A 12,144-nucleotide genomic window follows, 5' to 3' on the forward strand; every position below is an offset into this window, starting at 1 on the left:
CGCCGGGGGTTGCTTGACCTACTATTTTGCCGCTTCGGCGCTTTTGTGTCCTGATATCGCGGGCAACGCCCCGGTGTGGACCGGCTCGCCCCTGGCCATTTCGGGCGAAATCGGCGCGCGCGCGGTGGCGTCGGGGAAGCGGACCTTCATTTCCCGGATAAAGCCATCGAGCGTGTCGACGCCTGCCGCCATCTTGGCGATCGCGGCAAATTCAGTGCTTGAGGCAGCGGCCGGCTTGCTGGCGAGATCAAACGCCATCCGGTCGGTATCGCCCAGCATCAGCGGCGCATATTTCTCGCGGAAGCGCGACAGTCCGATGGCGTCCTCGGCGAGCGCATAGCCGACGACGGTGCGGATCACATCGCCCTTCTCCACCGCGTTCAGCGGTTTGAAGTCGCGCCAGCGATCGGCATAGTACAGTTCGATCTGTTCGGAGGCCTCGCGCCACTGCCGTGACGCCCAGTAGATGTCGGAACGCAGGCGGATCGCCTCGCGTCCGGTGATGTTGGAGATGATGTCGAGCGCAAGATCATGGCGTCCGACGTCGCTTTGCGCCCGCGCCTCCAGCAACAGGCGCTGCTGGCGCAACTCACCCGAGAGATCGGCAATGCGCGTGGTGCGCAGCGCCGCGACCGCGCGATCCGGCTTGCGGTTGGTCAGGTAGACCATGGCAAGGCGCGCCGCCACCTGCGCGCGCGCGGCGCCCTCCAGCCGTTTGTCGATCTGATACTGCAGCAGCTCGGCGGCCTGATCGAGCAGGTCGACCGCCACCAGGCGGTCCGCCAGGCGGCGGATCATCTCGTCGCCGCGGCGTCCGATCGGCGTCAGTTCGCGATATTCGTAGAACATGCCGAGCGCATCGATCGGCTTCATGTCCTCGCCCTTGGGGCCGAGAAAGAGCTGCGCAAACAGCGCGGACGCGGCGTCCTGGCCCTGCCGCGCCAGCTCGGAATTCGGCTGCAGCCGGGTCGCGGTCTTGGCTGCCGCGAGCGATTCCTCGTAGCGGCCCGCATCGGCGTAGAGCTGCGACAACACCGCAAGGGTCTTCAACTCGATCGCGTCGCCACGCCAGATCGCCGACAGCGTCTCCAGTTCACCCAGCACCTCGGCTTGCCCGAGCTGGCCGCGCCGCTGGCGGAGCAAGACCTCCAGCAACTTGGCTTCGGCAGCAGCAGGCCGATCGGACGAATTGGCGGCGAACCGGTAAGCGTCGAGCGCGTCCTTGTCGTGGCCGAGCGCCTCGGCCAGCCGTCCGCGCAACACCGCGATTTCCGGCTTCATTTCCTTGGGTACGCCGACAACCTCAAGCTCGCTGCGGCGGCGCGAGGCCCCGGCGTAATCCTTCACTTCAAGCGCCGCGCGCATCGCATCCACGGTCAAGATACGCTGCATCTCGGGCGGCAAGGCGGCGATGGAAAATTCGGCGTTCTTGAACTTCTCGCGGGCGTCAGCCCATTTACCCTGGCGTGCAAAGGCGAGCGCCTTCCACAATTGGGAATCATAGCCGTTGCCGATCACCGGACTGGCCAGGCCCTTCAGCCCCCGCTCGGGATGGCCGATCAGGATGCTGGCAACCGCATTGACCATGACGACGGCAGCGTCTTCGCTTCCAGCCTTGGATTCGGAGAGGATGAGATTGGTTACTCCCCTCGCTTCCTGAAACATCCCCCGCGCCATGTAGAAATTGGCAAGGTCGAGCCGGGCCTGCGCCAGCCCGTCATCGCCGGCCGCGGCCACCGCCTTGATCAGCGCATCGAGCCGGCCCAGAAAATTCTCCTCGCGGTTCTTGCGCCATTCCTTGGCGTCAAACAACGGCCGCACCGCCGCGGTGGCGCGTTCGGCAGAGACGTCGGCCGACGACAGCGTCAGCCCGCCCGGCCGGCCGAGCATCACCTTGTCGGATCCGACCTCGGCGGTGATGTCGTCGGAATTGGGATGAACCACGACGCCGTGGACGGATTCCAGCAGCGACAGCTCGACGAAGTCCTGCCGCTTGATGAAGCCGCGCGTCGGCGGCGGCGCGGTGACCACCAGCAGCGTGTCGCCGGCGTCGGGGTCGACCAGCCGATGCATGAGGCCGGGGTTCGCCAGCGGCACCGTGACGTTGGCCAGCGCCGGATCGGTGATGTTGCGCAACACCTGCAGCGGCAATGGTGGCGCCTGCACACGATCGGCAAATGTCAGCGTCCAGGCCATGCCGTTGGCGCGGCCATCGCTTTCAAGCGACGGCATCTGCGGCCGGTTAAGACGAATGCGGATGGCCTGGCCTTTTTCCAGCGGCAGCCGGCTGACGTCGCCGATGATGGCGCCGCCCTTGGCGCGGATCTGCTCGACATCGATCGGCCCGGTCTGGTCGAACACCAGCCACACCGTGTCGGCGCGGCGGAACATGGCCGCCGGCGTCGGCGCGACAAAGGAAAACATCACGCGCAGGCCGTCGCTGTCCCGCCTCGCCTCGACGGAAGCCGCCGGTGGTTCGGTTTTCTTCGGTGCCTCAACGGCAGAAGCGGCCTTCTTCGGCGCTGCGGGTTTTGGCGTCTCGATCGCGGCGGCGGGCTTTGCTTCCGAAGCCGCCGCTGCCTTCGGCATCTCCATCGGGGTCATCTTCTCAGCTGCAAGCTCCGCCTTCTGAGGCACAGCCGGCAACTTTTCTACGGCAGGTGCGGGCACGGCAACCTGCGGCGCCGGCTTCTCCGCTACAGGCGCGGGCTGCTCGACGACTGGCACCATCTTCTCGGACGCGCGCGGCGCTGTCTCAGCGGCTGGCGGTGCTTTTTCAATTGCGGGCGGCGCCTCCTGCGGCTCGCCGGGCCTGATCTCGATTTTGGCCTGCTCGGCGATCGCCTCGGACGTCACCGGCGGCAGCTGCGGCGGATGCTGCGGCGGGATCGAGTCGCTGAGCGGCTTGCTGTGGGCGCCCGCTTGGGCAGCGGCGATCTGCGCCGATATCCCCGACCTCGCCGCCGGGCCATGCACGACAGCCGGGGGTGCGGCGACCGGGGCCTGCGCCTGTTCCGCCGCCGGCTTGTCGGCCTGCTGGAAGGCGACGTCGATGACGTAGTTCTTCTCCTCGCGGAAGGAATGCACGTCGACTTCGCCGATCAACACGATATCGACCGCGGAGGAATCGCCATCGGTCCGCTGCGTGATCGAGGCGATATTCGGCGGCGCCGCCACCTTGGCATCGGCCAGATCGAACGCCAGCACGCCGTTGAACTGCAGCGTCAGCTTCTGCTCGTTCAGCACCGACGACACGTTGACCCCGTTGGGCATTTCAAAGACGAAGCGGACAAAGGTCGGCTGCACCGAGGCGCGGACGCGCACCGGCGGCTTCTTTTTGGCCGCGGCAACCGCCAACTGGGCGCGCAGCGCGCGTTCGGCGGCGCGGGCCCGCGCGGCCAGTTCGCGAATGACGTCGGCCGGCAGCGTGGGCGGCGGGCCAGTCCAGCTGTCGGGCAGGAAGTCGACGAAGATCCGCTCGCCGGCCGTCATGGTGTTGATCGTCGCCCGCCGCGCCAGCGACAGCCGGATCGCCGAACCATCAGGATCGCGCCGCGCCGAGCCGACATAATCGGGCACGGCATCGCTCAGCTTGTCGACGGGAATGTCCACCGGACGCTTGAAGCGGATCACGATGATCGAGCCGGCGGTGATGACGTCGGACTCGACGTCCTCGGCAAGCTTCAGCACCAGCCGCGCGTAGCCGCCGGACGCCGTGAACGTCGCTTCGCCTTTGACGAGGTCCTGTGCCCGGCCGGGCGAAGCCACCGTCAAGCCGGCGAGCACCAGCAAGGTGGCGAGTGGCGAGCGGAGACCAGGAGATCGGTTAAGGGTGACATCAAGGCAGCGCCGGGCCATCCGCGCCAATGCGCAGCCTTGCGACCCAATTCCAGCGGCAGCCCTTTGCCCCATCCAGGATGTCTCTTGGCCTCAACGATTGCAGCAACGAAAGCGCCCTCGCCTTCGCGGCTGAATCTTGAATTGGCCGGCTTAAGGTATTGTTAAATATCCCCGTCAATTGGGCTTTTGCGACAGCATCTTGCCTTCAATTTTCGGCAATTCCGCCGTCGAGGCGGATTTGTCGGGTCCGGCGCGACGCGCCAGTTCCACGGTCAGCCGCTCGGCCGCCTCCGGCTGCATCAGGCCGAGAATGTCCGACATCTTGCGCGGCGCGATCTGGGAGGCGATTTCGTACAGAACGGACATCTCGAGCCGGTCGAACACCTTGGCGGCGTCCTTTGGCTTCATGCCCTCATACATCGTGATGATGCCCTTGAAGCGCGCGGCATCGGTTTCGGCCTTCTGCCCGGTCGCGGTCGTGATCCGCGCCTCGGTGGCCTTCGCCTCCTCGACCCGCCCCTCGATGCGTTTCTCGGCCGATTTCAGAAGGCTCTCGCGGATCTCGATCTCTCGCGCGCGCTGCTCCAGTTCCTGCCGCCGCGCCTGCAGCCGCTCGAGAATGGCGCGCTCCGACGGCGATACCGACTGCTGGTTGGTTTCAGGAAAGATCACGGTGCCGCTTTGCTGCGGCGGCGGATCGGCGGCAGCGGGGGCCGCCGGCTTTGGCGGCTCCTCCTTCGGCTTGGGCACCGAGCCCGTGATGTCGTCGGACTCAATCTTGGAGGCGATCTTGGAGCCGCCGCCCGGAAAGTTGAACGTGTCCTGCGCCCACGACTTCTTGGTCGGCTGCGGCTGATAGTCGAATACGTATCCCCCGTCGATGACGAGGCCGGCCACCTTCAGCACAGCAAGGCCGAAGACGGCGACCAGCACCACCGGAATGACACGTATGTCGCGAAACGATTTCATGCAGCGAGGCCACTAGCCCTTCGGCGTTCCGAGAATGCTTCTGCAGCGGCAGCGACGGCTCTCGCGGTCGTGACCTTGGGAGCGGCAGGTTCCGGCTCCGACGTCAGCGGCCGCGCCGCAATGGCGATCTTGGAGAGGCGGCGGATGATGCCGTCGCCCTCGGCCAGCATGCCCTTCAGCTGCGTCGACATTTGCGAGGCCGCCGTCAGCTGGCTGCCGAGGTGCTCATTGACGTCGCGAACGGTATGCTTGAGGCCGCCGATCGCACGCTCGGCGATTTCGGTGGCGGTGATCAGTTCGCCGATCGTGGCCTTGAGCGAATGCTCGTCCGCCTTCAGCCGCTTCAGGCGCGAGTTGAGCAGTACGCAGTAGCCGATCGTCACCAGCAGCAGCACCGCCACCAGACTCTCGATTACGATTCCGAGGGAATGACTCATTGTGCCTCCATCAACTTGGTTTGCTCGTCGGCCTTCTCGAACATCGCGAAGGTGGTATTGGGTTTGCGCAGCTGCTTGGTGACGCGGATGGCGACCCGGTCGCCGACCCGGCCCATGCGGCCTTCGGTCAGCACGACGTTGCCGCAGCGGACCGACACCAGCGCGTCCTTTTTCATTTCCAGCGGCAGCGTGTCGCCGACCTTCAGCTTCATCAACTGCTTGAGCGGCACGTTGGCTTCATACAGCACGGCGTCGACGGCGATCTCGGCTTGCGCCACTTCCGTTGCGAAATGGCCTTCCCAGATCGGGTCGCGGCCGAACTTTTCGCCCATGAACATCTGCAACAGCACCGGCCGGATCGGCTCGATGGTCGCATAGGGCAGCAGCAGCTCGATATTGCCGCCGCGGTCTTCCATGTCGATGCGCAGCCGCACCAGGATCGCGGCGTTGGCAGGCCGGCTGATCGCGGCGAAGCGCGGATTGGTTTCCAGCCGGTCGATCGAGAAGGTCACCGGCGACAGCGGCCGGAACGCCTGCTCGGCATCGGACAGCACGACCTCGACCAGCCGTTTGACCAGATTGGTTTCGATCGTGGTGTAGGGGCGGCCTTCGATGCGCAATGAAGTCTGGCCGCGGCGGCCGCCGAGCAGCACGTCGATGATCGAATAGATCAGGCTTGAATCGACGGTCGCGAGGCCGAAGTTTTCCCACTCCTCGGCCTTGAACACGCTGAGCACTGCGGGGAGCGGTATCGAATTCATGTAATCGCCGAACCGCACCGAGGTGATGCGGTCGAGCGAGACTTCGACGTTGTCGGAGGTGAAGTTGCGCAGGCTCGTGGTCATCAGCCGCACCAGGCGGTCGAACACGATTTCGAGCATCGGCAGACGCTCGTAGGACACCATCGCCGAATCGATGATGGCGCGGATGCCGGAATTGTCGTCGAGATTGACGTCGCCGACGGTGAAGCCGAGCAGATTGTCGATCTCTTCCTGCGACAGGACCCGCTCGCCGCCGGCCTTGTTGCCGAAATCGCGGCTGCCGTCCTCGACCATCGCGGCCCATTGCAGGGCCATGCTCTCCGAGAGTTCATTGGCCGCAGCTTCTTCCGCCGCCGCCGCCGGATCCTCGGAATCGAGCGAGGCCTCCCATTGGGCGGCAATTGCGTCCTGGTCGAGGTCTTTATCGTTGGCCATGATTATGAGACCTGCTCTGTCACTGGACCAGGATTTCCTTGAACAGCACCGCACTCACCTGTTGCGGCGCCAGCGCGATATTGACGCGCTTGGTCAGCTCCTCCTTGAGGCGAAACAAACCGGCCGAGCCGTTGATGTCGCTGGGGCGCAGTTCGCGCAGATAGGTCTGGAACAGATCGGTGACGCGCGGCAGCGTCGGCTTGATCGCCTCGAGCTGCTTCTCTTCCTTGACCTCGAGCACGACCTTGACCTTGAGGTATTGCACGCGCTCGCCGGGGGCGCCGACCAGATTGACCATCATGTCCGGCACTTCGACAAAGGACGGCGGCTTCGGCGGCGGCGCCTCGGCATGCTTCTCCTCGCCGTGACCGCGCATCAGGAAGAACCAGCCCGCGCCGGCGCCAAGGATGGCGACGAACCCGACTGCGGCAATGATCAGCTTGAGCTTGCCCTTTTTTGCCGGGGCGACTTCCGCGCCTTCGGCCGCGCCGCCCTCTGCCTCGTTGTCCGCCATTGCCCCGCCCGATCCAATTGGGAACGAACACGGTTGCCACCAGCCGGGCCGGATGAGACCCCAGACGCGATACAAAAGCCGCCAGCGCACACGCGCTCTCTTGAATGCAACGGTAGGGTAATAATGGTTAACGGAACCTTTCCACTGGCCCTCAACTAGGAAAAATCTGCCGGGCAAACATGGTCAACAAGACCCTTCTGCCGTCCGTAATCGCCCCGGCAAAACGCCTAACCCCTTGAAAAACTGTGACCTTCCAAACTGGCACGGCTTTCGCTGAGTAGTCGGCGGACCACGGGCTTGGGAGAGCTTGGGCGGTTCGAGAGATCGGCGAGCCCCGCTTGGGAGAGCAGCACGCGGATCGATGAAGGGGAGAACCACCGATGGAGAATACGCTTCTCGTCGGACTATCGCGGCAGATGGTGCTGGAACGGCAGATGGATGTCGTCGCCAACAACGTCGCCAACGTCAACACCAACGGCTTCAAGGCCGACCGGTCGTTGTTCGAGCAATTTCTGCGCTCGCCCGCGCATGAAGACAATTTCCAGCGGCCCGACCGCCAGGTCGCGTTCGTGCAGGACCGCGGCACCTTCAAGGATTTCGCGGTCGGTGCCAGCGAGATGACCAAGAACCCGCTCGACGTCGCGATCGACGGCAAGGGTTTCCTGGTCGTGCAGACCCCTGCCGGCGAGCGCTACACCCGCGACGGCAATCTGCAGATCAATAATCAGGGCCAACTCGTCACCCAGAGCGGCTATCCCGTGATGGGAGGCTCCGGCCCGATCGTGTTCCAGCAGACCGACAAGCAGTTCACCATCGCCCCCGACGGCAATGTTACCGTCCTCGAGGGCACCAACCGCATCGATTCCGTTCGCGGCAAGCTGCGCATCGTTTCATTCGCGGACGCGCAGAAGCTCGTCAAGGATGGCGGCAATTTGTACTCCGCCGGCCAGGGCCTCGCCCCCCAGGCAGACACCACCTCGCGGGTCAACCAGGGTTACGTCGAGAAATCGAACGTCAATTCGGTGACCGAGATGAGCCGCATGATCGAGATCACGCGCGCCTACACGCAGATCTCGGCCCTGCTGCAGCAGCAGAGCGATCTGCACAAATCCGCGATCGAGAAACTCGCCGAAGTTCCGGCATAACCTGAAAGTTTTGATCGATGCGTGCACTCTACACAGCCTCGACCGGCATGGCGGCACAGGAACTCAACGTTCAGGTGATCTCCAACAACATCGCGAACATGCGCACCACCGGCTACAAGAAGCAGCGCGCCGCGTTCCAGGACCTGATCTACGATCACGTGCGCCGGGTCGGCGCGCAGGCGTCCGATCAGGGCACCATCCTCCCCGTCGGCGTCGACATCGGCGGTGGCGTCAAGACCGTCGGCACGCCGCGCCTGATGAGCCAGGGCACGCTGCTGCCGACCGGCAACGAACTCGACATCGCGGTCCGCGGCGAAGGCTTCTTCAAGATCCAGATGCCTGACGGCACCTACACCTATACCCGCGACGGCTCGTTCCAGATGGATGCGCAGGGCCGCGTCGTGACCTCGCAGGGCAACCCGGTGCAGCCGACCATCACAATCCCTCAGAGCGCGTCGGGCCTCACCATCAACGCCCAGGGTCAGGTGTCGGTATTGCTGCCGGGTTCGACCACGCCATCGACCGTCGGCCAGATCGGCCTGACCCGCTTCATCAACAAGGCCGGCCTCAATCCGATCGGCGACAATTTGTTCACGGACACGCCGGCCTCCGGCCCGCCGCAGGACGGCATCGCCAACACCGACGGTTTCGGCGACATGCAGCAGTCCAATCTCGAACAGGCCAATGTCGAGGTCGTCACCGAAATCTCCGACCTGATCGCGGCGCAGCGCGCCTACGAGATGAACGCCAAGGTGATCAGCGCGGCCGACCAGATGCTGCAGTCCACCTCCAACATGTTCCGCTGAGGATTTGTCATGATCGCCCGCGCGCTCCTCCTTGCCACTGCGCTCATCGCCGCCTCCGCGGCGACGGCGGTCGCGCAGACCCGTGGCGACATCATCGCCGCCCCCGCGCTGCGCGCCAGCGTTGTTGTCACGGGCGATTTGGTGCGGATCGGCGATGTCATCGACAACGCCGGCAGCGCTGCGCAGATCGCGATCTACCGCGCGCCGGATCTGGGCACCACCGGCTCGCTGCCGGTCGCGCAAGTGCTCAATGCGCTGCGGTCGCATCACGTGATCGGCGTCGACACACGGGACCTGAAGGAAATTTCGGTGACGCGGCTGGCCCGCACGCTCGAGGGCAAGGACATCGAGCAGCAGGTCGCGCGCGCGCTGGAGCGCAAGAACGGCCTCGGCGAGGCCGCCAATCTCAATCTCACCTTCGACCGCGACCCCGGCGATGTCAGGCTCGATGCTTCCAACACCGGCGGCATGCAGGCCGCCATCGTGCGCTTCGATGCGCGCAACGGCCGCTTCGACGTCACCTTCGAAATATCCAACGACAATGGCACGGCGCCGATCAAGCTGCGCTTCACCGGCACGGCGATCGAGACCGTCGAGGCCGCGGTGCTGGCGCGCGCAATCGAGCGCAACGAAGTTCTGAAATCTTCCGACGTCGTGATCGAGCGCCGCCCCAAGGCCGAAGTCGGCGCAGATGCCGCGACGCGCGACCGCGCGGTCGGCATGCAGGCGCGCCGACAGTTGCGCGCCGGCCAGGCCGTCCGGGTTGCCGATCTCGCCAAGCCGGATCTGGTGCAGCGCGACCAGAACGTCACGCTGATCTACGATAGCCCGGGCCTTTACCTCACCGTGCGCGGCAAGGCGCTCGAGAACGGCACCGAAGGCGACGTCGTCAACGTCATGAATTTGCAATCCAAGCGCACGGTGTCCGGCACCGTCACCGGCCGCGGCCAGGTCTCGATCACGGTCGCCGCTTCCCGCCCTGCGCCTGCCGCCGCCGATACCACCTCTTCGCTCGGCAGCACCGGACAAGCCGCCTCCGTCGCCGTCGCCAAACTCAGTTCGTCAGTCGCTCCAAAAGCCGAGTAATGTAGATGTCAGTCTCCCGTATCAACCGCTTCATCCTCACCGGCGCCTTGCTGACCGTGGCAGCGTTCGCAAGCGGTTGCTCCTCGATCGACCGCCTCTCCCAGATCGGCGAAAAGCCGAAGCTGACCGAGATCGAGAATCCGACCACGCAGCCCGGCTACAAGCCGGTGCAGATGCCGATGCCGAAGCCCGAGCAGGCTTCCTACAACGCCAACTCGCTGTGGCGGAACGGCTCACGCGCCTTCTTCCGCGACCAGCGCGCCGCGCGCGTCGGCGACATCATGACGGTGACCGTCAACATCACCGACAAGGCCAACATCGCCAACCAGACCCAGCGCAGCCGCTCCAGCAAGGAAGACTCCGGCGTTACCGACTTCCTCGGATCGCAGACGATCACGCAAGCCAACAAGATCCTGCCGGGCAAGATCCTGACTGCGGACTCGACCGCCTCGACCGACGGCAGGGGTTCGGTCAACCGCCAGGAAGCATTGCAGACCAACGTCGCCGCCGTGGTGACGCAGGTGCTGCCGAACGGCAATCTCGTGGTCGAAGGCAAGCAGGAGATCCGCGTCAACTTCGAAATCCGCGAACTGATCGTCGCCGGCATCGTGCGGCCGGAAGACATCCAGAGCGACAACACCATCGATTCCTCGAAGATCGCGCAGGCCCGCATCGCCTATGGCGGCCGCGGCCAGATCACCGACGTGCAGCAACCGCGCTACGGTCAGCAGGTAATGGACGTGCTGCTGCCGTTCTAATTCGTTATCCCGAGCTCCCACACCTCGTTGCGAACCTAGGCGCGACGATGTGTTCTAACGCGGCCCTTGTCAGCTCCCCTGACGAGGGCCGCGGTCGTTTTGAGGAAATGACGGAAAGCCCGAACGTCAGGCCGACTTGCGCACGCGGCGCTTGCGGACCGGCTGCGGCGTCTCGCTCTCGCGCAAATCCTGCGCGCCGGCGAATGCGGCCAGCACCTTATCGGCCGACACGACGCGGTTGCGGCCGGAATATTTTGCGGCGTAGAGCGCCTGGTCGGCCTGCCCCAGCAGCCAATCCGCGCGCGTATCCTCGCTCGGCACCAGGGTCGCGATGCCGATGCTCAGCGTCACGAACGGCGGCACACCCGGCGCGCCGTGCGGCAGCCGGACCCGCGCCAGCGCATCGCGCAGCCGCTCGGCCAATTTTCGAGCGCCGGCGGAATCGGTTTCGGGCATGATGATGGCGAACTCTTCTCCGCCATAGCGCGCCGAAAGATCGGCCGGGCGAAACGCGTTCTTGCCGATCGCCACCGCGCGCAGACACTCGTCGCCTTTTTGATGGCCGTGCATGTCATTGTAGAGCTTGAAATGGTCGACGTCGCACAACAGCAGCGACAGCGGCTTCTTAGTTCGTTGCGCGCGCGCCCACTCCATCGCCAGCGTCTGGTCGAACGAGCGGCGATTGGCAAGGCCGGTCAGGCCGTCGCTCGCCGCCAGCGTCTGCAACGCCAGCTCCGCACGCTTCTGATCGGTCATGTCGCGCAGCGTCTCGACGACGGCGATCAGCTTGCCGTCCTCGTCGTGGATCGGGCCGGCGTCGATGGCGAGATATAATTGATTGCCGAGCTTCGGCATCACGCACCAGTTTTCGGCGGAGAAGCCGACGCCGTCATGGGGGACGGTGTGCTCGGGATAGAGCTGGCTCAATTTGTCGGGCCGTCCGAGCGCGACCAGATCGGCCAGGCAATAGCGCTGCTGCTGATAGAACGCGCGCCAATGATCTGATGTGCCGATGACGTCAGTCGCGACGACGCCGGTCAGGCGCTCACAGGCCCGGTTCCAGATCACGACGCGCCGTTTTGGATTGAGCACGAAGGTCGGGACCACCAAATGCTGCATCAGCCGCACGGCATAACCCTGTGCGACGTCAGCACTTCCTTTGGCTCCGGTCTTCAAGTCCTCAACCCTCGGATCGACAAACGCTGGAGGCTATGGGTATTAGGCCAACGATGAATGGAAGCCCGGTTAGGAATCCCAGTTAGTGCCGGGTTAAAAGGGCCCGGATTTCCCGGTGCAGTGCGGCAGATTGCCGTGTTTTTGCGGCAGAAAGTTCCATCGAAACGACAAAGAGTTCCACAAGAGTGCGATTCGAACTGATATTCCCTCTGTGCCT

Annotated in this window: 10 protein-coding genes; 4 read left to right on the forward strand and 6 right to left on the reverse strand. The window is 64.7% G+C overall.

Annotation, left to right across the window (positions count from 1 at the left end; genetic code table 11):
- Positions 1-21: 21 nt before the first annotated feature.
- The 5 genes from JQ558_RS27730 to fliL all read right to left on the reverse strand — a co-directional run bounded on the left by JQ558_RS27730 (position 22) and on the right by fliL (position 6,956).
- On the reverse strand, positions 22-3,912 hold the full coding sequence (locus JQ558_RS27730) for a tetratricopeptide repeat protein (RefSeq protein ID WP_212295767.1): 3,891 nt from the start codon (positions 3,910-3,912) through the stop codon (positions 22-24).
- A gap of 102 nt (positions 3,913-4,014) precedes the next feature.
- Positions 4,015-4,809 carry a MotE family protein gene (locus JQ558_RS27735; RefSeq protein ID WP_212295768.1) on the reverse strand — a complete coding sequence of 265 codons (795 nt, stop codon included), beginning with the start codon at positions 4,807-4,809 and terminating at the stop codon, positions 4,015-4,017.
- Entirely contained in the window at positions 4,806-5,246 is a 441-nt protein-coding gene (locus JQ558_RS27740; protein ID WP_212204328.1) for a DUF6468 domain-containing protein, read from the reverse strand. Before JQ558_RS27740 ends, JQ558_RS27735 begins: the two co-directional genes overlap by 4 nt.
- A complete protein-coding gene (fliM, locus tag JQ558_RS27745; protein ID WP_212204326.1) occupies positions 5,243-6,442 on the reverse strand; it encodes a flagellar motor switch protein FliM in 1,200 nt (399 codons plus the stop codon). Before fliM ends, JQ558_RS27740 begins: the two co-directional genes overlap by 4 nt.
- A 19-nt stretch (positions 6,443-6,461) precedes the next feature.
- Positions 6,462-6,956, reverse strand: coding sequence for a flagellar basal body-associated protein FliL (fliL, locus tag JQ558_RS27750; RefSeq protein ID WP_212295769.1), 495 nt, complete (start codon positions 6,954-6,956; stop codon positions 6,462-6,464).
- 380 nt (positions 6,957-7,336) lie between these two features.
- On the opposite strand from fliL, the gene flgF reads away from it, so the two are divergent.
- The 4 genes from flgF to flgH are packed head-to-tail and all read left to right on the forward strand — an operon-like array spanning position 7,337 to position 10,751.
- On the forward strand, positions 7,337-8,101 hold the full coding sequence (gene flgF / locus JQ558_RS27755) for a flagellar basal-body rod protein FlgF (protein WP_212295770.1): 765 nt from the start codon (positions 7,337-7,339) through the stop codon (positions 8,099-8,101).
- 17 nt (positions 8,102-8,118) lie between these two features.
- Positions 8,119-8,907 carry a flagellar basal-body rod protein FlgG gene (flgG, locus tag JQ558_RS27760; RefSeq protein WP_192740248.1) on the forward strand — a complete coding sequence of 263 codons (789 nt, stop codon included), beginning with the start codon at positions 8,119-8,121 and terminating at the stop codon, positions 8,905-8,907.
- Between the two features lie 9 nt (positions 8,908-8,916).
- Positions 8,917-9,993: a flagellar basal body P-ring formation chaperone FlgA gene (gene flgA / locus JQ558_RS27765; protein ID WP_212295771.1), complete on the forward strand. Its 1,077-nt coding sequence runs from the start codon at positions 8,917-8,919 to the stop codon at positions 9,991-9,993.
- Between the two features lie 5 nt (positions 9,994-9,998).
- On the forward strand, positions 9,999-10,751 hold the full coding sequence (flgH, locus tag JQ558_RS27770) for a flagellar basal body L-ring protein FlgH (protein ID WP_192740246.1): 753 nt from the start codon (positions 9,999-10,001) through the stop codon (positions 10,749-10,751).
- Positions 10,752-10,877: 126 nt separating this feature from the next.
- Here the strand turns inward: flgH and JQ558_RS27775 are convergent, their stop codons facing one another.
- Positions 10,878-11,927 carry a diguanylate cyclase domain-containing protein gene (locus JQ558_RS27775; RefSeq protein WP_249142658.1) on the reverse strand — a complete coding sequence of 350 codons (1,050 nt, stop codon included), beginning with the start codon at positions 11,925-11,927 and terminating at the stop codon, positions 10,878-10,880.
- Positions 11,928-12,144 lie beyond the last annotated feature (217 nt).

The sequence above is a fragment of the Bradyrhizobium sp. AUGA SZCCT0160 genome, assembly GCF_018130105.1.
In the GTDB taxonomy this organism is placed as follows: domain Bacteria; phylum Pseudomonadota; class Alphaproteobacteria; order Rhizobiales; family Xanthobacteraceae; genus Bradyrhizobium.

Excerpts from the sequence above, each read along its gene's own strand:
- JQ558_RS27735 (WP_212295768.1), bottom strand. The coding sequence starts at position 4,809 with ATGAAATCGTTTCGCGACATACGTGTCATTCCGGTGGTGCTGGTCGCC.
- flgG (WP_192740248.1), top strand. The coding sequence starts at position 8,119 with ATGCGTGCACTCTACACAGCCTCGACCGGCATGGCGGCACAGGAACTC.
- flgA (WP_212295771.1), top strand. The coding sequence starts at position 8,917 with ATGATCGCCCGCGCGCTCCTCCTTGCCACTGCGCTCATCGCCGCCTCC.
- flgH (WP_192740246.1), top strand. The coding sequence starts at position 9,999 with ATGTCAGTCTCCCGTATCAACCGCTTCATCCTCACCGGCGCCTTGCTG.
- JQ558_RS27740 (WP_212204328.1), bottom strand. The coding sequence starts at position 5,246 with ATGAGTCATTCCCTCGGAATCGTAATCGAGAGTCTGGTGGCGGTGCTG.
- fliL (WP_212295769.1), bottom strand. The coding sequence starts at position 6,956 with ATGGCGGACAACGAGGCAGAGGGCGGCGCGGCCGAAGGCGCGGAAGTC.
- JQ558_RS27730 (WP_212295767.1), bottom strand. The coding sequence starts at position 3,912 with ATGGGGCAAAGGGCTGCCGCTGGAATTGGGTCGCAAGGCTGCGCATTG.
- flgF (WP_212295770.1), top strand. The coding sequence starts at position 7,337 with ATGGAGAATACGCTTCTCGTCGGACTATCGCGGCAGATGGTGCTGGAA.
- fliM (WP_212204326.1), bottom strand. The coding sequence starts at position 6,442 with ATGGCCAACGATAAAGACCTCGACCAGGACGCAATTGCCGCCCAATGG.